The sequence below is a fragment of the Paractinoplanes hotanensis genome (genome assembly GCF_023717965.1).
GTDB lineage: Bacteria > Actinomycetota > Actinomycetes > Mycobacteriales > Micromonosporaceae > Actinoplanes > Actinoplanes polyasparticus.
Genome location: NZ_JAMQOL010000042.1, coordinates 81,643 through 101,575, shown reverse-complemented (window position 1 = coordinate 101,575; position 19,933 = coordinate 81,643). Strand labels below are relative to the sequence as shown.

Genomic DNA, 19,933 nt, shown 5'->3' with positions numbered 1-19,933 from the left:
CAAACGCGCCGAACGGGTGACGTGGTGTGCGGCAAAGATCGGTCGGGGTCCGCTCGGTATGGTGTTGCGATGCTGCTCTCCGACCGTGACCTGGTCTCCGAGATCAAGGCGGGCGACCTCGCTCTGGCGCCCTTCGAGCCCGAGCTGATGCAACCGTCCAGCATCGACGTGCGGCTCGACCGCTTCTTCCGGGTGTTCAACAACCACCTCTACACCCACATCGACCCGGCCGAGCAGCAGGACGATCTGACCGCTCTGGTCGAGGTCGCCGATGGTGAGCCGTTCGTCCTGCATCCGGGTGAGTTCGTGCTGGCGTCGACGCTCGAGGTCATCACGCTGGGCGACCAGCTCGCGGGCCGGCTCGAGGGCAAGAGCAGCCTCGGCCGCCTGGGCCTGCTGACCCACTCCACCGCGGGCTTCATCGACCCGGGGTTCTCCGGGCACGTCACGCTGGAACTGTCCAACGTGGCCAATCTGCCGATCAAGCTGTGGCCGGGCATGAAAATCGGCCAGCTCTGCATCTTCCGGCTGTCCAGCCCGGCCGAGCACCCGTACGGCTCGGCCGTCTACGGCTCCCGCTACCAGGGGCAACGCGGTCCGACCCCGAGCCGCTCGGCGCAGAATTTCCGGCTCTGGCCCACGAGCTGACGATCAAGATCTGGATGTCGTAGCGGGGTGGGGTGTACGGGCCGCTGCTCCCGCCGAGGGCGCGGCCGGGGCGAGCAGGGCGCTGGCGCGCCCAGGACGCTCACCCCGACCGCGCGACCTGCGTGAGTGGTTGCGCTCCGAAACCCGCTCGGGCCGAGCCCGTGAAGGACTCGGCCCGAAGAACGTCGTACCGGGAAGGTCAGCGCAACCAGCCGGGCCAGAAGACGCCGTTGCGGAAGCCAGTCGACCACTGGTGGTCGGTGCACGAGGTCCTGGTGGCGAAGCGCTGTTCGTCGATGATCGCCGTGGTGCCCGGGTTGTAGGTGCCCAGACCGAAGCCGATGCCGGTGACCGTCATCTTCGGGTTGTCCGCCACGACCTGGGCGAACGTCTTCTCCGGGGCGCCGCCCGCGGTCTTCGTGAGGCCGGTGATCGTGGTCGACGGGGTCCACAGCTTGCCCTGCAGGACGTTCCACTCCGTCCGGAGGCCGCGCTGCGGGTTGCTGGGCAGGCCGATCTGGCCGAGGTACCAGTACGGCTCGAAGACCAGGGTGCCTTCGCCGGCCGGGGTCTTCACGTAGATGTGGTAGGCGGGCAGCGCCGCGTCGTTGACACCCGCGCCGGCCTGGTCCAGCTTCACGGTCTCGTACGAAAGCTCGTTGACCGTGTTGGCAGCGACCGGCCGGACGTTGGCGCGCCACGACACCTTGTCGTCGTTCTTCGACGGGGCCGTCGCGACCTTGAGGCCGTCGGCGCCGAGGGTGGCGGTTCCCGTTCCGACCTTGACGACGCCGTTGGTGTTGCTGTGCTTCACCACCGTGCAGGGACGGTGCGAGGAAGCCAGGGCGGGCTGAGCGTTGGCGACGGCGAGGCCGGCCGCGGCGGTCATCACCACGGCGGCGGCGAGCAGCGGTCGCCGGGAGCGTGAGATCTTGGCGTTTCTGTCCATTTGTCCACTGTATGGCGTAGGGACGTTATAAGCACTTTAGGGAGCTTCGCTCGGATTAAGTCGCTGTGGCCACCATCTATGCCGATTGACGTGCGCAAACGTCGGCCTGTTTGGACATCGCGCAGCGACGCGACGCTCAGCCCCGGTTGACCGGGACGCCGTGTGCCGCTGCCGTGGTCAGCACCTCGTGGATCTGCAGGGCCGACATGCCGCGGGTCGGCACCTGCACGAAACGGCTGCGGCCGAGCCCCAGCACCAACTGGCCGGCGAGGTGGTCGACGTGACTGAAGGCGTTCCAGGCGTACGCATGCCGGCTCTCGACGGTCGAGCAGGCCACCCCGTCGTCGCTGATCTCGACGGTGGTCGGGCCGCCGTCGCGCAGGACCCGCCGCACCCCGCCGTTCAGCAGGAACATCGGGACGACCACGGCCAGGGCCACGCCCGCGACGAGCAGCGTGAAGTTGAGGCCGTCGCCGTGCAGCCGGAGCAGCAGGGCCAGACCGAGGAGCGCCCAGCCGCCGAGCCGGGCGAGCAGCACCGGCCGGCGTAGCGCGTGGCGCAGGGCTTCAGCGGTCAGGAGGGGATCCGGCCGCGCGATGATCTGCAGAAACACTCCCAAAAAGTAACTTTTCCGGTAGCCGGCCCGGCATCCTCCGCTCGGCGGACCGCCCGGCCACGGTTCGCCGCACATGAGCCAAAATCCGGCGCACTTCCCGATCGACCAGCCGGGCCTGTGCCCTACGCTGTGCCGCTGTGGGCGCGATCAAACCTTGGCACCTGCTGATCCTGTTCGGCTGCTTCCTGGCTGTCACCGGGATCGTGGCGGCGATCTCCATCGTGATCGCCAAGCAGCGGCGCAAGTAGGGCTCAGAACAGCGCCTCGGCGACGGCCCGCCACTCCGCGCGCGGCAGGTGCGGGCTCGGGTCGGCCGACAACACCTGCAGGGCCACGTGGTCGGCGCCGGCCTCGAGATGGGCGTCGACGCGGGCGCGTACGGCCGGACCGTCGCCCCAGGCCACGGCCCAGTCAGCCAGGCGGTCGCTGCCCTCGCCGGCCAGGTCGTCGTCGGTGAAGCCGAACCGGCGCCACGGGGTGGTGTAGTTGGGCAGAGACAGGTACGGCTTCAGCACCCGCCGCGCCACAGCGCGCGCCTCGACCGGGTCGGTGCCCAGGAAGACCTTCTGTTCGGGGACCAGCAGCCGGTCGGCCCCGAGGATCTCCCGCGCCTCAGCCGTGTGTTCCGGCGGCATCAGGTAGGGCAGCGCCCCGGCGGTCAACTCGCGTGCCGCGGCCAGCGCCTTCGGGCCCAGGGCGGCGATCATCCGCTCGTCCGGCGGCACCCGGTGCAGCTTGTCGGTGAGGAAGGCCCGCAGTTGCGTCAGCGGCTTCACATAGCTTTGGCCGACCGCCGCTGCCGTCGGCGCGTGCCCGGAACCCACGCCCAGATAGAAACGCCCGGGGAACTGCTCGCGCAGCCGGATGTGCGACGCGGCCAGGGCCTCGCCGTGGCTGTGCCAGATGTCGACGATGCTCGTGCCCGCGACCAGGGTCGTCGTCGCGGCGAGCACGGCCTCGGGCAGGTCGAGGTCGTCGGGCGGGCTGCCGCCGATCCACACCGAGCCGAAGCCCAGGCTCTCGAGTTCCTGCGCGCCCGTGGCGATCAGGTTCGGCTCCTGCGGCCAGCTGTGACGGGAAATCCAGATTCCGTACCGCCCGAGGTTGTTCACGATCTCGATCGTACGATTACGGACGAGTTGACACGCCCGGCGTCCACCCGAGAGGAACACCACACGTGTACCTGATGATCTCGAAGTACCTGGTGCCGATCGGGCAGGTCGACGAGGTGCGCGACGCGCATCTGGCCTATCTGGATGGTCTTGAGGCGCAGAATCTCGTCGTGACGGCCGGCCGCCAGGACCCCCCGACCGGTGGGGTCGTGCTGCTCAACGTCGACGACGAGGCCCGTGCCCGCGAGCTGATCGCGCAGGACCCGTACGTGCTCCGGGGCCTCGCCGAGTACTCGGCCACCGGCTGGCTGCCGACCCGGGGCGCGCTCAAGGATTTCCCGAAGCCCTAGGGTCTGCTGCGTAGCTGGGGCGGGGCTGCGGCGCGGTCAAGCTACGCAACAGACCCTAGAGCTCGATGTCGGCCCCCGTGAGCAGGCCCCGCAGGGTGAGTTCACGCGCCACCTCGGGCGGGCACTCGTTCACGATCACCGCGGTGCCGACGTACCGGCCGGTGAACAGCGTGCGCAGCGCCCGGGCCTGGGCGCCGGTGGCCGCCCAGTCGTCCACCACCAGCACCCTGTCGTCGGCTCGGATCAGCTCACGCCGTACGCCCAGGTGCTGGTTGTCGCCGCGATGGTCGGCCGGCACCTCGGCCCAGATCATCGGTTCGGCGATCGGCCGCCGCGCCCCGGCCCGGTAGGCCTCGACGAAGCCGGCCCCGAGGGCCCGCGCCACCAGGGGGCCGACCAGAAACCCGGTCACCTCGGGCGAGACCACCACGGTCGGCTGTTCCGCGCGGAACAGCTCGGCCAGCCCGTCACCGAGCTCCGCGAGGATCGCCGGGTCGCGCCACCAACCGGAGCGGTCGCTCACCAGATAGTCGCTGCCGTCGCCCGGATCGGTCCACCGGAACGCCGCCCTCAGATGATCACGCAGATCGGTTGTCACGCGAACATCCTGTCACCGCCCGGCCGTCCCCTTCGGCCGCGCGGTCAGAACCCGCTCAGACTAGGGGTCAAGTTAGTGCGGTCGGTCGCCTCGATCGTGCATGCTGTGTCGCGTAGCCATGCCTGACCTACCGCCGGGCCGACGCCCGCTGAGCCCTGGATCCCGCGCCGGACTCGGCGCGGCCCTTGTGCTGCTCGCAGTAGTGTCCGCCGTGGAACTGGCGGACCGCCGGACCACCGACTTCGTGGGACTGTTCGCGGCCGTCCCGTTCCTGGCCGTGGTCTTCGCGTACTGGCAGACCGTGCTGGTCGCCGGGGTGCTGGCCACGATCGTGGGCATGGTCTTCGTGGGCATGGCCGGCCCGCTCACCGTCCCGGGCGCCGTCAACATCTTCGGCATCGTGCTCGCCACCGGCATCGCGGCCGCGGTCGGCACGCTGCGGCAGCGTCAGGCCAACCGGATAGGCGAGCTGCAGCGGCTCGCCGCGGTGGCCCAGCAGGCGGTGCTGCGGCCGCTCGGCCCCCAGGTGGGCGCGCTGGCGGTCGCGGGCCGCTACATCTCGGCGACCGCCGCCGCCGACATCGGAGGCGACCTCTACGAGGCGCTCGACACTCCGTACGGGGTCCGGATCATCATCGGTGACGTCCGGGGCAAGGGTCTGGACGCGGTCCGGCTGGCCAGCATCGTGCTCGGCTCCTACCGGCATGTGGCGTACGAGCGGGCCGATCTCAAGGCGATGGTCACCGATCTCGACCGGGCCGTCGCGCGCAGTGTCGGCGACGAGGATTTCGTGACCGCCGCACTGGTGGAAGAGCGCGGCGGCACCCTGACGATCGTCAACTGTGGACACCCGGCCCCGTTGCTGCTGCGGCGCGGCAAGGTCATTCCGCTCGAGCCGCCGGCGCCGGCCCCTCCGCTGGGCTTCATGCCCGAGGTGAAGGCCCGGGTCGAGCGGCTCGAACCGGGCGACCGGCTGCTGCTGTTCACCGACGGCCTGGGCGAGGCGCGGCGGGAGGGCGAGTTCTTCCCGACCGCCGACCGGGCGTGGCGTCTGCTGGGCCATGGCACGGTCGGTGACGGTCTGGCTTCGCTCGAGACGGCCCTGGTCGACTGGGTCCACGGCCGGCTGGAGGATGACATCGCGCTGGTGCTGCTGGAATACGCCGGGCCGGACGACGGCGCGACGCTGCCGATGCCGAGCTGGGAAGTCGGCGCCGCCGGAAGTTAGGCGGCGGGCTGAGCGGAAGCGGAGTCCGACGGTTCCCCGGCCGGAGCCGGCGAGACCGGCGCGGGCACGGGTTCAGGACGGCGGTGACGCCCGATGTAGTGGCGTGGCTGGGCCGCCTGGCGGGGCTCCGGAATGAGGCTCTTGATAGTGGCGAACATGGCGCGCCCCCTTGGCGGCTGGTCGGAGCGGAAAAGCTCCGTGTCTATCCGGAGCAACGAGCCGCTGGACGCGCCGATACGAGGGTCGCGCATGGGAGTCGGCAAATAGCCGAACGGCCATCCTGGTGGCCACCCGATCGGAGGCGTTTGATGTGCGAACCGACGGACAGCCCCCCACCGGAGGGTGGTTGGTCACGAAACAGCTCGCGGGTTGTCCGGTCCTACCGATCAGTAATACAGTGGCTGTTACTGACGGGTAACTCCAGGCCGGCGGCGTTCGGAGAGCGGGGCCAAGCAGCATGAATCACTACAAAAGCAACCTTCGGGACCTCCAGTTCAACCTGTTCGAGGTCTTCGGGGCCGACCAGGCATTCGGTCAGGCGCCGTACGACGAGATCGACGCCGAGACCGCCCGTGACGTGCTGACCGAGGTCAACCGTCTCGCCACCGAGGATCTCGCCGCCAGCTACGTCGAGGCCGACCGCAACCCCCCGGTGTTCGACCCCGCGACGCACACCGCGCCGCTGCCGGAGTCGTTCAAGAAGTCCTTCGACCAGTGGATGGCCTCCGAGTTCTGGCGCCTCGACCTGCCCAGCTCGCTCGGCGGCACGCTGGCCCCACGCGCCTTCTGGTGGGGCCTGGCCGAGAACGTGCTCGGCGCCAACGCCCCGATCTGGATGTACTCGTCCGGTCCCTCCTTCGCGTCCGTCCTCGACGCCGAGGGCACCGAGGAGCAGCGGAAGTGGGCCAAGCTCTTCGTCGAGAAGCTGTGGGGCTCCACGATGGTGCTGACCGAGCCCGACGCGGGTTCGGACGTCGGCGCCGGCCGGGCTCGCGCGATTCCGCAGCCCGACGGCTCATGGCACATCGAGGGCGTCAAGCGCTTCATCACCTCGGGTGAGCACGACCTGACCGACAACATCATCCACTACGTGCTGGCCCGTCCGGTCGGCGTCGAGGGTGTGGGCGGTCCGGGCACCAAGGGCCTGTCGTTGTTCATCGTGCCGAAGTACCACTTCGACGCCGAGACCGGCGAGCTGGGCGAGCGCAACGGCGTCTACGCGACCAACGTCGAGCACAAGATGGGCCTCAAGGTCTCGAACACCTGCGAGCTGACCTTCGGCGAGCACGGCACCCCGGCCAAGGGTTGGCTGCTCGGCGAGAAGCACCAGGGCATCCGCCAGATGTTCATGATCATCGAGTACGCCCGCATGATGGTCGGCACCAAGGCCATCGCGACCCTGTCGACGGGTTACCTGAACGCGCTGGAGTACGCCAAGAACCGCGTCCAGGGCGCCGACCTGGTGCAGAACGACGACAAGGCCGCCCCGCGCGTCACGATCACGCACCACCCCGACGTACGCCGCTCCCTGATGCTCCAGAAGGCCTACTCGGAGGCCCTGCGCGCGCTGGTCATCTACACCGCCACCTGGCAGGACAAGGTGGCCATCGCGAGCGCGGCGGGCGACGTCGAGGCCGCCAAGGCCGCGAGCAAGGTCAACGACCTGCTGCTTCCGCTGGTCAAGGGCGTGGGTTCGGAGCGGGCGTACGAGCTTCTGGGTCACGAGGCGCTGCAGACCTTCGGCGGCTCGGGCTTCCTGCAGGACTACCCGCTCGAGCAGTACGTGCGGGACGCGAAGATCGACACTCTGTACGAGGGCACGACCGCGATCCAGAGTCTCGACCTGATCTTCCGCAAGATCGTGAAGGACCAGGGTGTCGCGCTCGCCTCGCTGGCCGGCGAGATGCAGGCGTTCGTCGAGAGCGAGGCCGGCAACGGCCAGCTCAAGATGGAGCGGCTCGGGCTGGGCAAGGCGCTCGCCGAGATGCAGCAGATCCTTGCCTCGACCATGGGCTGGCTCGGCGCGGTGCAGGGCGGCGAGACCCGTGAGCTCTACAAGGTGGGCCTGAACTCGCGACGCATCCTGCTCGCGCTCGGCGACGTGGTGCTGGCGTGGCTGCTGCTGCGGCAGGCCGAGGTTGCGCTCAAGGCGCTGGGTGGCGACATCTCGGCGGCCGACAAGAACTTCTACGAGGGCAAGGTGGCAGCCGCGCGGTTCTTCGTCCGCGAGGTGCTGCCCCGGGTCGGGGCCGACCGGCGGGTCATCGAGAACGCTGCTCTGGACATCATGGACATTTCCGAGGACGTCTTCTGACGTCGCCCCCACAGAAAAGCCGGCGGACGCCCCCCGTCCGCCGGCTTTTTCTCATCCCCGTGCGGTATGCCGCTCGATCAGGCGCATCGAACGGGGCTCGAACGAGGACCACGGGTTGTCCGAGCGGTGGACGGCCAGGCCCGAGGTCTTGAGCTCGACCGCCTCGCCGTCGTACTGGTCGTCGGGGATGAGCATGAGCGACACCTCGGAGACCCACGGGTTGTGCCCGACCACGAGCACCGTGCGAACTGTGTCGGGCACCCGGCGTACGAGATCGAAGACCTCGGTCACGCCCCCGTTGTAGAGTCCGTCGTCGTAACGCACCTCGGGCGTCCCGCCACCCGTCTGAGCCTGGGCCAGCGCGATTGACACGCCCTGCCAGGTCTGCCGCGTGCGAGCCGCCGACGAGCAGAGGACCAGGCCCGGATGCAGCCGCTCGTCGGCCAGCCAGGCGCCGGCCGCGTCGGCGTCGGTCTCCCCGGCCGTGGTGAGTTTCCGGTCGAAATCGGAGAGCCCATCCGGCCTCTCAGCCTTGGCGTGGCGCAGCAGAACGAGGGTCCGTGTGGTCATGCGTCCAGCTTGCCTGATTGGTTTTTCGAACGTGTGGGTAAGCACCGTTCAGACGCATTGACCACGGTGAGGATCAAGGAGGCCCCTCGATGGGCATCGGCGGAAGCATCTTCCTGCTGGCGTTGGGCGCCATCCTGGCGTTCGCCGTCAACGCGGACATCAGCGGGATCGACATCAACATCATCGGCTGGATCCTGATGGCGGCCGGCCTGGTTGGCCTGATCATCACGCTCTTCTACTGGAACAGCCGTCGGCGCACGGTCGTGACGCGGCAGAGCGCCGCCCCGGTCGCGGGCGACCCGGCGTACCCGAACCAGCAGGTGCGCAGCGAGTACCGCGAGACCCGTCGTGAGGACGCGCCGCCGCCCCCGCCCCCGGGTTACTGATCCCCTGACTCGCGACGCCGGCTAGCCGCTCATCCCCCTGGCGGCTGCCGGCGTCGCGCGTTGTCAGCCGTTCAGGGCGGCCTTGATCGACTCGGTCAGCGGCGTCACCGGGCGGCCGAGCAAGGCCTCGAGGTCGTCGCGCGGCACGAACAGCGCGCCCTGTGCGGCGGCCCGGTCGGCGTCGGCGTAGACGGCCGCCGCCTCTTCGGGCAGGCCCACGCCGACCAGCATCTCGCGGTACTTCTCCTCGCCCAGGTCGGTGTAGGTCACCGGCCGGCCGGACTGCCGCTCGATCTCGGCCGCGAACTCGGCCAGCGTGAAGGACTCGCCGCCCAGTTCGTACACCTTGCCCTGGTGGCCCTCGGTGGTGAGCACCGACGCGGCTGCCTCGGCGTAGTCGGCCCGCGGCGAGGCGCTGATCCGGCCGTCGCCGGCCGCTCCGAACATCCCGTGCTCGATCGCCTGCGCGACGTTGTAGTTCTCGGTGTACCAGCTGTTGCGCAGGATCACCGACGGCACGCCCGACTCTTTGATCATCTGCTCGGTGGCCAGGTGCTCGCCGGCCAGCTTGAGGTCGGTCGTGTCGGCCTTGGGGGCGCTCGTGTAGACCAGGAGGCCCACGTTGGCCGCCTTCGCCGCGTCGACCACGTTCCGGTGCTGAGGGATCCGCTTGCCGGGCTCGCTGCCCGAGATGAACAGGACCTTGTCGGCGCCCTCGAACGCGGCTCGCAGGGCCTCCGGATCCTCGTACGCGACCTTCTTCGCCGTCACCCCGAGGTCGGCGATCTTGTCGACCTGGCGGCCGAGGCCGACGATCTCGCTCGCGGGCACACCCTTGGCGAGCAGCGACTGGATGGTGAGCCGGCCGAGGTGTCCGGTGGCGCCCGTGATGACGATGGTCATGCCTGTCCTCCTGCTGGTTGTTCTGACAACAACTAGCCAACGCTGCAGGTCAGCGGTCACTTCCCGATAGATAGAAGGCACCTTGAAGTGCGGTACTCACCCGAGGGATAGTAATGAGGTGGATGCCAGTGCGTACGCGAGAAACTGCCCCAGCCGCCAGATCCTCGACCGGATCGGCGACACCTGGAGCGTCCTCGTCGTGATGATGCTCGCCGACGGGCCCCAGCGGTACACGGCGTTGTCGCGCCGCATCGAGGGGGTGAGCCCCAAGATGCTCACCCAGACGCTGCGCGGTCTCGAGCGGGACGGGCTGATCGGCCGCACGGTGCACGCCGAGGTGCCGCCGCGGGTCGACTACGAGCTCACCACCCTCGGGCGCAGCCTGCTAAGCCTGGTCGGTGCTCTGGAGAACTGGGCCGAGACCCACATCGACGACGTGCAGGCCGCGCGCGAGGCCTACGACAACCCCGGCGTCAAGATCAGCGCCTAGGCGTACAAGGCGAAATAGATCGCGATGTGGTGGCAGATCGCCGCCACCAGGGTGCAGGCATGGAAGAACTCGTGGTGGCCGAAGACCTCGGGCCACGGGTTCGGGCGGCGCAGGGCGTAGAAGACGGCGCCGACGCTGTAGATGACGCCGCCGGCGGCCAGCAGCACCAGGCAGGTGACGCCGCCGACGCTCAGCACCTCGGGCAGGATCGCGACCGCGGCCCAGCCCAGCGCCAGATAGAGCGGCGCGCCGGCCCAGCGGGGCAGGTGCGGCCAGATCGTCTTGAGCGCCACCCCGCCGAGCGCGCCACCCCAGATCAGGCTCAGCATCAGGGTCGCCTTGCCCGGGGGCAACAGTTCGATGCAGAACGGGGTGTACGTGCCGGCGATGAAGATGAAGATCATCGAGTGATCCATGCGGCGCATGATCTGGTAGCCGCGTTCGGTCCAGACCCGCCGGTGGTAGAGCGCGCTGATGCCGAACAGCCCGCACACGGTGATGCTGTAGATCAGCGTGCCCAGGAACGGCTCGATGCCGGGCCGGGTGAGGGCGATCGAGCACAGAACGATGCCGCAGACCAGGGCGACGAAGAACGCGTACTGATGCAACCGGCCACGCAGTCTCGGCTTGCCGAGGTCTGCCGGCTCCATCCGGAACGGGGCGGAGGTCGTCACGGCTTCCAGGTTACGGTATCGTAAGTTACTCATGGGTAGTGAGTCTCTTCACTGGCACGATGGTGGTCATGAGAGTACGACGGGCCGGGGCGTCGGCGCTGCTGATCGAGTGTCGCGACGGTGAACAGGTCGAAGCCTGGCGGGTTGTCCTCGAGCGCCGGCGCGAGGCGGGTGAGCTGCGGGTTGTCGACATCGTTCCCGGCGCCCGCACGCTGCTGCTCGACGGCGTCGAGCCGGATGCCGAGCAGCTCCTGGCCTCGTGGCCCGAGCCCGGCGGCGCGGCCGCTGCCCGTGATCAGGGGCCGTTGGTCGAGATCCCGACCGTGTTCGACGGCGAGGATCTGGCCGATGTCGCGGAGCTCTGGGACCTGACGGTGCCGACGGCCGTCGAGCTTCTCGCAACGACCGGCTTCACTGTCGCGTTCTGCGGGTTCGCGCCCGGTTTCGCCTACATGCGAGGGCTTGGCGAAAAGTTCGGAGTACCGCGGCTCGACTCTCCCCGTCCGCGGGTGCCGGCCGGTTCGGTCGGGCTGGCGGGCGGCTACTGCGGTATCTATCCCACGGCCTCGCCGGGCGGCTGGCGGCTGGTCGGCCGCACTGCGGAGACCCTTTTCGACGTACGGAACGAGCCGCCGGCCCGCCTCGGCCCGGGCACGCGCGTACGCCTGGTACCGGCATGATCACGGTCGTCCGGGCCGGCCCGCTGACCACCATTCAAGATCAAGGGCGTCCCGGGTACGCCCACCTCGGCGTCCCCCGCTCCGGAGCCCTCGATCAGCGGGCGCTGCGCCGCGCGAACGCCCTGGTCGGCAACCCGGCCGCCGCGGCCGTCCTGGAGACCACGCTGCTGGGCTGCGCGCTGCGCTTCGAACAGCCGGCCCGGATAGCGGTGACCGGCGCCGCGGCCGACATCAAGGTCGACAACCTGGTGACGGCCGGGGTGCTCGAGGTCGGTGCCGGCTCGGTGGTGGATGTGGGCCGGGCCACCCGGGGCGTCCGGTCCTATGTGGCCGTCGGCGGGGGCATCGAAGTCGAACCCGTGCTGGGCAGCCGCTCGACCGACACCCTGTCGGGCCTGGGCCCACCGAAACTGGCCAACGGAATGATGCTGCCGATCGGTACTGCGCAGTCGAACCTCACTACCGGTGAGGTCGGTGACATCGCCGATCAGATCGACCTCGGCGTGTGGCTCGGGCCGCGGGACGACTGGTTCTCCGGCCGCGCGCTGTTCGAGACCGAGTACCAGGTGAGTCCCCTGAGCAACCGGGTCGGTTGCCGGCTGACCGGCACGCCGCTGACCCGTCTGACCGAGGGGGAGCTGCCGTCCGAGGGGGTGGTGCTCGGGGCGATTCAGGTGCCGGCCGACGGGCAGCCGCTGATCTTCCTGGCCGACCATCCGACCACCGGTGGCTATCCGGTCATCGGAGTGGTGGATGACGTGACTCCGCTCGCACAGGCGCGGCCGGGGAGTACGGTGCGGTTCCGTGAGCTCCGTTGATCTGAACGCCGACCTCGGCGAAGGCTTCGGCCGCTGGACGCTGGGCGACGACGATGCCCTGCTCGGCATCGTGACCTCGGCCAACGTGGCCTGCGGCTTCCACGCGGGCGATCCGTCCACGATGTACCGCACCTGCGGCGCGGCGGTTGAGCGGTCGGTCGCCATCGGGGCCCAGGTCGGCTATCGCGATCTCGCCGGCTTCGGACGACGGCGGATCGACTACGACCTCGGCGAACTGCGGGACGACCTTCTGTACCAGATCGGCGCGCTCGAGGCGTTCTGCCGGGTGGCCGGTGGGCGGGTGGGCTATGTGAAGCCGCACGGCGCGCTCTACAACACCGCGGCCGTGGAAGAAGGCCAGGCCGGGGCGATCGTGGCGGCCGTCCGGGCCTACGACGCGGCGTTGCCGGTGCTCTGCCAGCCGGGGTCGGTGCTGGCCCGGGTGGCGATCGAAGCTGGGGTCACGGTCGTGGGCGAGGGGTTCGCCGACCGGGGTTACCGCGCGGACGGGACGCTGATGCCGCGCTCGCTGCCGGGCGCCGTGCTCCACGACCCGGACGAAGTGGTGGCCCGGGCCGTACGGATGGCGGTTGAGCAGGTTGTCGAAACCGCGGACGGTGAACTGGTGCCGACGCCGGTGGCCTCGATCTGCGTTCACGGTGACACGCCGGGCGCGGTCGGCCTGGCGTCTCGCGTCCGCGCCGAGCTGGCCGGCACGGGGCTCACTGTGGAGTCGTTCAGCCGGCCGTAGTCGCGTGCCTGCGTCGGTGGCGGCTCGATGCGCACTTTCACAAGCTCACCACGGCGACTCCCCATGATCCGCGTACGCGGGCGATCAGGATCGCCGTGGTCGAGACGAGTACAGCGAACAGCACAGCCAACTACGAGATCCACCAGCCGACGAACGAACCGACGAGCAGAGGCGTCTCAGCGAGCCACCAGGCGGGAATGAGCAGCAGCCAACCGGCACAACTCAGGGACTGCCTGCAGCAAGCCGCGCCCGCTCCACGCCGCCGTCGCGGACGGCTCGGTCAGGACTCTTCATCCAAGCCGCGCAGGATCAGCGGGAGGCGGGACGGGCCGTCGGGGGTGACGACGATGGGTACGCCCCAGTCCTGGCGGGTCAGATGGCAGGCGGCGAATTCCACGTCGACGTCGCAGGTGGCGGCCTGGGCTACCACTTGGAGGACGCCGTTGGGGACGTTCGAGTTGATCACCAGGGAGCGGGACAGGTCGGTGGTCTTGCCGGCGCCTTCCAGCAGGAGTTCGGGCGGGGACGCCGAGACCTCCAGGCGCGTGGACGGGCCGAACTGGTTGTCCAGCTTCTGGCCGGGCGCGGGGGTGAAGACGACGTCGAGGGTCAGCTTGCCGGGGGCGACCGGGCTCGCGGGGCGTTCGGTGCGGTGGCGTTCGCCGGTCACTGTGCGAACCGCGCCGGGGGCCAGGCGGGTCAGGCGGTGGGCGCCCGATTCCACCACCACGACGTCGCCCGTGCTCGTGAGCAGCACGTCGCTCGGTTCGGCCAGGCCGGAATCGACCGTGGAGACCTCGTCGGTGTGGGGGTCGAAGCGGCGGACCGCGCCGTTGTAGGTGTCGGCCACCAGCACCGAGCCGTCGGGCAGCGCCGCCACACCCAGCGGGTGCTGGAAGAGCGCCTCCTTGGCCGGGCCGTCGACATGGCCGAAGTCGAACAGGCCCTGGCCGACGGCGGTGTGCAGCGCGCCCGCCTCGATGTAGCGCAGCGCCGACGTCTCGCTGTCGGCTATCCACAGCCGCTCGCCGCCGACGGAGAGGCCGGACGGCTGGGCCATCCACACGTCGGGGATCGGGCCGTCGCGCAGGGACTCGACCGTCGTGCCGGCGTAGACGCCGACCGTGCGCTTGATCGGGTCGAACCACCAGAGCTGGTGGATGCCGGCCATCGCGATGATCACGCGGTCGTCGTACCAGGCCACGTCCCACGGGGAGGAGAGGTCGGTGGCGAGGGCGTCGTGCGCGTGCTCGTCGACGGCCGAACGCCACGGGCGGCCGGACCCGGCGACCACGGTGATCTCGCCGTCGGCCAGGCGCAGCCCGCGCAGCTGGTGGTTGACCGTGTCGGCCACCACGACGTCGTAACCGACCGCGGAAGCGACCTCGGCGGGCAGCAGGAGCAGGCCTTGGGGCTCGCTGAACGGGTCGCCGCGCTCGCCGCTGCCGAACCGGCGGACCAGCGTCTCGCCGTCGGCCTCGACCTCGACGATCGAGTGCCGGGCGGTGTCGCTGACCAGCAGGTGACCGCCGGGCAGCTCGATCGCTTTGCCCGGGAACCGGAAAACCGTTTCGGCGGCGGGCGGGGGAACGTACGGGCCGTCGCCGCGGTGCAGCGTGCCGTCCGCCGTGTGCTTGGCGATCAGCTCGTCGACCAGCCGGGACAGGCCCTCGGCGTGACCCTCGCCGGCCATCGAGGCGACCAGGTAGCCGGTCGGGTCGATCACGGCCAGGGTGGGCCAGGCCTTCGCCGCGTACTGCTGCCAGAGGTGCATGTCGCCGTCGTCGACGACCGGGTGGTGCACGCCGTAACGCTCGACGGCCGCGGCCAGTGCCTGCGGGTCGCGCTCGTGCTGGAACTTCGGCGAATGGACGCCGATCATCACGACCGCGTCGCCGTACTTCTGCTCCAGCGGCCGCAGTTCGTCGAGAACATGTAGGCAGTTGATGCAGCCGTAGGTCCAGAAATCCAGAATGACGATCTTGCCGCGCAGGTCGGCGAGCGTCAGATCCCGGCCACCGGTGTTGAACCAGCCCCGCCCCCGCAGTTCGGGCGCGCGCACACGTGCAGTCATCGCACCATCGTGCCGCACCGGTTGCTCCGGTACGGCACGAAGGTGGTCAGGATGACAGCGTCAGGAGTTCGGCTTCAGGCAGAGCACCTGGTCCTTGCCGTCCGAGGTCTTGTTGACCACGTGCGGCTGCTGCGGGTCGGCGCACTCCGCCTTGTCGGCCACGATGGACACCACCTGGAACGACGTGGCGTCCGAACACTCCGACTTGACGGCGGACTCGCCCTCCCGCTTCACGCATTCGCCCTGGATCACCGACAGCGACTGGTCATTGCCGCCGGCCACCAGATAGACGATGCCGAACACGATGCCGAGGATCAGGCCCGCGGCCACCACGACCGCGATCATGATCGGCAGCAGTCGGACGTGCGGCGTCTCCGGCTTGGCCGGAGCCGGCTCGGCCTTGAAGCTGTCGAACCGGCCCTGGTCCGCCTCGACACCGGGCCAGCTGGTCGTTTCCTCCGGCGTCGGGGGCTTCACCGTGGCGCGGTTGGCCGAACCCGGGAAGTTGCTGTCGGGACCGAAGCCGCCCGGTGACTGCGGGAAGCCGTCAGACGACTGTGGCCCCGGGCCGAAGCCGTCCGGCGCTTGCGAGCCGGGACCGAAGCCGCCCGGCGACTGTGTGCCGCCCGGGCCGAAGGGGCTGTTCCGTGGCTGAGTGGCCGGGTCCAAGCCGTTGAGGCCCGGGGGCATCGGCGGCAGGGCCGGCGCCGGCACGTACGGCTGCTGCTCGCGGCCCGCGATGTCGGTGGTCAGCTCGCTGTAGGGCTCGCCGGGCCGTGGGCCGGGCGCACCCGGACGGTCGGAGTAGGGCGAGCCCGGCGGTGCGGGTTCGGGCGCCGCGCCGGGCAGAGCCGGTGCAGCCGACATGCCGGTCGGCGGGTTGCCGGGGCCGCCCGCCGGGGCGACGCGAGCGCTGGCCGAGGCCCGGGCGCTGGCCCGCGCCGGGGACTGCGGCGCGACACCGGGCGCCCCCGGCTCGGTGCCGGGTGCGTTCGGGTCGTTCGGGTACGCCGGGGAGCCGGATCCGCCCGCAGGCAGGGCGGGCCGATCGTCACCCGGTCGCGGGCCGAACGGTGACTCGGCACCCGGTCGTGGGCCGAACGGTGACTCGGCACCCGGTCGTGGGCCGAACGGTGACTCGGCACCTGGCCGTGGGCCGACCGGCGACTCGGCGCCGAACGATCCGAAGCCCTGGTCGGCGTCGCGCGGCGGCTCGGCCGGAGCCTCGTCGTCGGCGTCCTCCACCGGTGCCGGACGACCATAGACACGGGCCTGCGGAGCGGCGGCCGGCGGAATCTCGGACGCCTCGACCGGCGCGGTGCGGCTGGCCGTGGGCACCGAGGCACTCGCGGCGACAGGCCGGGCCGAGCCGGTGGCCGGCGGGTTCTCGCTGGGGTCGCGAGGCGCGGGAACAGCACCGTTGCGCGAATCGGCGGCGGCCGACGAGCCGAGCGCGGCGCCGGGCACCCGCTGCGGATAGCCGCCCGGGGTGTCGTCGGACTGCTCGGGCTGACCGAACACGTTGTCGCTTCCGGCCTGGTCATCGTGACCGGGGCCGAACGGCGAGCCGGCACCGAACGAGGCGCCGGGCTCACGCCTCACCCCGAACGGCGAGGACGGCTGCTCGGGACGCGCGCCGAACGGCGACTCCCCGTCATCGTCGCGGCCATCGCCGGACGGCGGGACCGGGCGGGCCGAGCCGTAGGTCGGAGCGGCGGCGCGGGAGTCGTTGGGCTCGGCCCCGGAGTCGCTCTCGGGCTGGCCGTTCGACCCCGGGCGGGCCGATCCGAAGGCCGGTCCACCATTGCCGGGAGTGGCCAACGGCGAGTCGCCACCCTCCGCCGAACCGAAGGGAGAACCGGACCGCGCCGAGCCGTAGGCGGGGCCGCCGCTGCCGGGAGCTGCCTGGTCGGGGCCGCTTTCGGGTTGGCCGTAGGGGGAGCCGGGTCGGGCGGATCCGTAGGCGGGGCCGCCGCTGCCGGGTGTCGCCTGGTTGGCGTCGTTCTCGGGTTGGCCGTAGGGGGAGCCGGGTCGGGCGGATCCGTAGGCGGGGCCGCCGCTGCCGGGAGCCGCTTGGCCGGAGTCATTTTCGGGTTGGCCGTAGGGGGAGCCGGGTCGAGCCGAGCCGAAGGCGCCGGAGTCATTGCCGGACGGGCGGGCGGATCCGTAGGCCGGGCCGGAAGACGCTTGGTCGGAGCCACCGTCGGGCTGGCCGTACGGGGAACCGGGCCGGGCGCTGCCCGGTGTCGCCTGGCTGGGGTCACTCTCGGGTTGGCCGTAGGGCGAGCCGGGCCGGGCGGATCCGTAGGCGGAGCCGCCGCTGCCGGGAGCCGCTTGGCCGGAGTCGCTCTCGGGTTGGCCGTAGGGGTAACCGGGCCGTGCCGAGCCGTAGGCCGGGCCGTCGTTGCCGGGGGCTGCCTGGTCGGAGTCATTTTCGGGTTGGCCGTAGGGGGAGCTGGGCCGTGCCGAGCCGAAGGCGGGGCCGGAAGACGCTAGGTCGGAGCCACCGTCGGGCTGGCCGTACGGGGAACCGGGCCGGGCGCTGCCGGGAGTCCCCTGGCCGGCGTCGCTTTCGGAATGGCCGTAGGGCGAGCCGGGCCGGGCCGAGCCGAAGGCGCCGGAGTCGTTGCCGGATGCCCGGGCGGAGCCGAATGCGGAGCCGCTGTCGGAAGCCGCCTGGCCGGCGTCGCTTTCGGGTTGGCCGAAGGGCGTCGCGGGGCGGGCTGATCCGAAGGCGTCGCCTTCGGGCTGGCCGAACGGGCCGGCCGGGCGCGCGGATCCGTAGGCGGGGCTGCCGGTGGCCGAGCCGGAATGGTCTTCGGGCTGGCCGAAGGGCGCCGCCGGGCGGGCCGAGCCGTACGCGGGGGACTCGTTGTCGGCGCCGGGCCGGGGCGACCCGAAGGGCGGGTTGCCGGAGCCGTTCTCGGACGGGCCGAAGGAAGCGCCAGGGCGGGCCGAGCCGAACACGGCCGGGCCGCTCGGCGACTGGGCCGCGGACTCGCCCGGGGTGCGGCCGAACGGGTCGGGCAGGCCGCCACGCTCGGGCGCGCCCTCAGGGGCCGGCTCGCCCTGGGGGGCCGGAGCGCCCTCGGGTGTCGAGGCGCGGCCGAACGGGTCGGCGAAGGGCTCGGGACGGCCGTACGGGTGGGGCGCCTGTTCCGCGGCTGCTGCCGGCGGGCCGAATGCGCTGAAGCCGTTGGACGCGGCCGGCGGCACCTGCCCCGCGCCGGCCGGTGGGCCGAAGGGCGCCTGCTGGCTGCGGACCGGCAGCTCGCCGGACGGCGTCGCGGCGGCGGACGGGAACTGCTCGCCCTCGCTGCCGGGCGTGGCGCGCAGCGGGAAACCGCCGCTGTCGCCCCGACGGGTCGGGAAGCCGGCTCCACCACCGGCGGCGCCGCGCAGCGGGAAACCGCCGCTGTCGCCGGATCGGGGCGGCGGCGGAGCGTCGGGCAGGTCGGTGAGGGTGGCGCCGGGAACGCGGACGCGCTGGGCGCCGAACGCCGAGACGCCGGGCGGGCGACCGGCGGGCTGGTCGGCCTGCTCGCCGGCGGAAGGCCCCCGCTCGTCGGCCGACGACCCGCGCGTGGCGGCGGCAGCGAAACCGTCGAAGCCGACGACCCCGTCGACACTCGCCGAGTTGGCGTTGCGCTGGGGCAGCGGGGCGCCGGGGCGCTGGATGAAGCTCTGCTCGAGCGGCTGCCGGGCCGGTGTCGTGGGAGGCGGCCCCCAGACGGACTGCGGCGGCTCGGGCGAGCCCGGCATCGAGGGGGCAGCCTCGGCGGGCGGGCTGCCGAAGGCGGACGACGGGCCGAACGGGGACGCCGGAGCGCCCTCGCCGTAGCCGGCGGCGTCACCGGGCGAGACCGAGCCGTACGGGGAAGCGGCGCCTCGCTGCGGCAGGCCGCCACCCTCGCCGGTGGCAGGCGCGGGGTTGCGCTGCGGCAGGCCCCCACCCTCGCCGGTGGCAGGCGCCGGGTTGCGCTGCGGCAGGCCGTTGCCCTCGCCGGGCGCGGGCACACGGGCCGACCCGTAGGAGGTGCCGGCGGCCGGACGCGGACCGTCGGGGCCTTGGCCGAACGTGGGGACGGCGGGAACCACGAACGGCGAACCGCCGTTGGGCGTGGCCTGCGGCGGCGGACCGTAAGAGCTGGGGAAACCTTCGGCGGGGGGCGGAGCCGAAGCCCGGCCCGAGATCCGCTGACCGTCGGTGTCCGTCGGGAAACCCTCCGGCGTCGGGCCGCCCGACGTGGCCTCGGCCGGTGGAGAACCGGCGTAGTGCCCCTCGGACGTCATGAGCGCCTCCTCGTTTCGTGCGGCCGTGCCAGCTCTGCACGGACGCCGGTGACCACCGGCGTCGTGCCCAGCTCTGAGGCCAGGCCGTGCGGGGGTCCGCTCGCGGTCGGAGCCCCGGCCTCGTGCCGACCGGCCGAGCCGGCTCGATGACCGTGCCCCACCGTACCGGGCGATCGCGGCCGGAGGAATCCCGGCGTACGCCCGGGAGGGGAACCCTGAACCGATCTTCGAGAATGCCGCGAAAAAGCAAACAGCCCGTCCGGAGGGGGTTCCGGACGGGCTGTGGCGCCGTTGACGTCAGAAGTGCCGGCGCTGGGCGAAGATGGCGATCTCGTCACGCATCGACTGGGTGGGCGCGGTCATCCAGGCCCGGTCGATGGCGCGGTTCTGGCGGTTGATCAACCGGCGCTGGCGAACGCGGTCGACGATGTTGCTCATTGCCTTGTCACTTCCCTCGGGCCGGGATCGCCGGCCCATCG

At 71.3% G+C, this 19,933-nt stretch carries 19 protein-coding genes; 9 read left to right on the top strand and 10 right to left on the bottom strand.

Features of this window, described 5'->3' with window-relative positions; all coding sequences use genetic code 11:
• Positions 1 to 69: 69 nt before the first annotated feature.
• Complete coding sequence (gene dcd / locus LXN57_RS29650; RefSeq protein ID WP_251801498.1) at positions 70 to 648, top strand: dCTP deaminase; 579 nt, start codon at positions 70 to 72, stop codon at positions 646 to 648.
• 199 nt (positions 649 to 847) lie between these two features.
• On the opposite strand, the gene LXN57_RS29645 is transcribed toward dcd, so the two are convergent.
• The 3 genes from LXN57_RS29645 to LXN57_RS29635 form a co-directional block, all read right to left on the bottom strand.
• Complete coding sequence (locus LXN57_RS29645; RefSeq protein ID WP_251801497.1) at positions 848 to 1,597, bottom strand: hypothetical protein; 750 nt, start codon at positions 1,595 to 1,597, stop codon at positions 848 to 850.
• A 136-nt stretch (positions 1,598 to 1,733) separates the two neighbouring features.
• On the bottom strand, positions 1,734 to 2,210 hold the full coding sequence (locus LXN57_RS29640; RefSeq protein WP_251801496.1) for a YcxB family protein: 477 nt from the start codon (positions 2,208 to 2,210) through the stop codon (positions 1,734 to 1,736).
• A 254-nt stretch (positions 2,211 to 2,464) separates the two neighbouring features.
• Complete coding sequence (locus LXN57_RS29635; protein ID WP_251801495.1) at positions 2,465 to 3,325, bottom strand: LLM class F420-dependent oxidoreductase; 861 nt, start codon at positions 3,323 to 3,325, stop codon at positions 2,465 to 2,467.
• 74 nt (positions 3,326 to 3,399) lie between these two features.
• On the opposite strand from LXN57_RS29635, the gene LXN57_RS29630 reads away from it, so the two are divergent.
• A complete protein-coding gene (locus tag LXN57_RS29630; protein WP_251801559.1) occupies positions 3,400 to 3,675 on the top strand; it encodes a YciI family protein in 276 nt (91 codons plus the stop codon).
• Positions 3,676 to 3,730: 55 nt separating this feature from the next.
• On the opposite strand, the gene LXN57_RS29625 is transcribed toward LXN57_RS29630, so the two are convergent.
• Positions 3,731 to 4,273 (bottom strand): phosphoribosyltransferase family protein, encoded by a 543-nt coding sequence (locus LXN57_RS29625; protein WP_251801494.1) that lies wholly within the window; start codon positions 4,271 to 4,273, stop codon positions 3,731 to 3,733.
• 100 nt (positions 4,274 to 4,373) lie between these two features.
• Here LXN57_RS29625 and LXN57_RS29620 point away from each other — a divergent pair, with 100 nt between their 5' ends.
• Together LXN57_RS29620 and LXN57_RS29615 are read left to right on the top strand one after the other, a co-directional pair.
• Positions 4,374 to 5,501, top strand: a complete 1,128-nt coding sequence (locus LXN57_RS29620) for a PP2C family protein-serine/threonine phosphatase (RefSeq protein WP_251801493.1) — start codon at positions 4,374 to 4,376, stop codon at positions 5,499 to 5,501.
• A gap of 457 nt (positions 5,502 to 5,958) precedes the next feature.
• The gene (locus tag LXN57_RS29615; RefSeq protein WP_251801492.1) at positions 5,959 to 7,815 is read left to right on the top strand and encodes an acyl-CoA dehydrogenase; all 1,857 of its coding nucleotides are present in this window, start codon (positions 5,959 to 5,961) and stop codon (positions 7,813 to 7,815) included.
• Between the two features lie 51 nt (positions 7,816 to 7,866).
• Here the strand turns inward: LXN57_RS29615 and LXN57_RS29610 are convergent, their stop codons facing one another.
• The gene (locus LXN57_RS29610) at positions 7,867 to 8,385 is read right to left on the bottom strand and encodes a SixA phosphatase family protein (protein ID WP_251801491.1); all 519 of its coding nucleotides are present in this window, start codon (positions 8,383 to 8,385) and stop codon (positions 7,867 to 7,869) included.
• An 89-nt stretch (positions 8,386 to 8,474) separates the two neighbouring features.
• Between LXN57_RS29610 and LXN57_RS29605 the strand changes: the two genes are divergently transcribed.
• A complete protein-coding gene (locus tag LXN57_RS29605) occupies positions 8,475 to 8,771 on the top strand; it encodes a DUF6458 family protein (RefSeq protein WP_251801490.1) in 297 nt (98 codons plus the stop codon).
• A 63-nt stretch (positions 8,772 to 8,834) separates the two neighbouring features.
• Here the strand turns inward: LXN57_RS29605 and LXN57_RS29600 are convergent, their stop codons facing one another.
• Positions 8,835 to 9,674, bottom strand: coding sequence for an SDR family oxidoreductase (locus LXN57_RS29600; protein WP_251801489.1), 840 nt, complete (start codon positions 9,672 to 9,674; stop codon positions 8,835 to 8,837).
• Positions 9,675 to 9,792: 118 nt separating this feature from the next.
• Between LXN57_RS29600 and LXN57_RS29595 the strand changes: the two genes are divergently transcribed.
• A complete protein-coding gene (locus LXN57_RS29595) occupies positions 9,793 to 10,164 on the top strand; it encodes a winged helix-turn-helix transcriptional regulator (RefSeq protein WP_251801488.1) in 372 nt (123 codons plus the stop codon).
• On the opposite strand, the gene trhA is transcribed toward LXN57_RS29595, so the two are convergent.
• A complete protein-coding gene (trhA, locus tag LXN57_RS29590) occupies positions 10,161 to 10,838 on the bottom strand; it encodes a PAQR family membrane homeostasis protein TrhA (protein ID WP_251801487.1) in 678 nt (225 codons plus the stop codon). The two genes, LXN57_RS29595 and trhA, sit on opposite strands and share 4 nt — an antisense overlap.
• 68 nt (positions 10,839 to 10,906) lie before the next feature.
• Here trhA and LXN57_RS29585 point away from each other — a divergent pair, with 68 nt between their 5' ends.
• The 3 genes from LXN57_RS29585 to LXN57_RS29575 are packed head-to-tail and all read left to right on the top strand — an operon-like array spanning position 10,907 to position 13,087.
• Entirely contained in the window at positions 10,907 to 11,518 is a 612-nt protein-coding gene (locus LXN57_RS29585; RefSeq protein WP_251801486.1) for a 5-oxoprolinase subunit B family protein, read from the top strand.
• Positions 11,515 to 12,336: a 5-oxoprolinase subunit C family protein gene (locus tag LXN57_RS29580; RefSeq protein ID WP_251801485.1), complete on the top strand. Its 822-nt coding sequence runs from the start codon at positions 11,515 to 11,517 to the stop codon at positions 12,334 to 12,336. Before LXN57_RS29585 ends, LXN57_RS29580 begins: the two co-directional genes overlap by 4 nt.
• Positions 12,323 to 13,087, top strand: coding sequence for a LamB/YcsF family protein (locus tag LXN57_RS29575; protein ID WP_251801484.1), 765 nt, complete (start codon positions 12,323 to 12,325; stop codon positions 13,085 to 13,087). The genes LXN57_RS29580 and LXN57_RS29575 overlap by 14 nt, the downstream gene beginning before the upstream one ends.
• Positions 13,088 to 13,367: 280 nt before the next feature.
• Here the strand turns inward: LXN57_RS29575 and LXN57_RS29570 are convergent, their stop codons facing one another.
• The 3 genes from LXN57_RS29570 to LXN57_RS29560 form a co-directional block, all read right to left on the bottom strand.
• Complete coding sequence (locus LXN57_RS29570; RefSeq protein WP_251801483.1) at positions 13,368 to 15,161, bottom strand: NHL domain-containing thioredoxin family protein; 1,794 nt, start codon at positions 15,159 to 15,161, stop codon at positions 13,368 to 13,370.
• 60 nt (positions 15,162 to 15,221) lie between these two features.
• Positions 15,222 to 19,454: an LppU/SCO3897 family protein gene (locus LXN57_RS29565; RefSeq protein ID WP_251801482.1), complete on the bottom strand. Its 4,233-nt coding sequence runs from the start codon at positions 19,452 to 19,454 to the stop codon at positions 15,222 to 15,224.
• A gap of 297 nt (positions 19,455 to 19,751) precedes the next feature.
• Positions 19,752 to 19,892: a hypothetical protein gene (locus LXN57_RS29560; RefSeq protein WP_251801481.1), complete on the bottom strand. Its 141-nt coding sequence runs from the start codon at positions 19,890 to 19,892 to the stop codon at positions 19,752 to 19,754.
• Between the last annotated feature and the right edge of the window lie 41 nt (positions 19,893 to 19,933).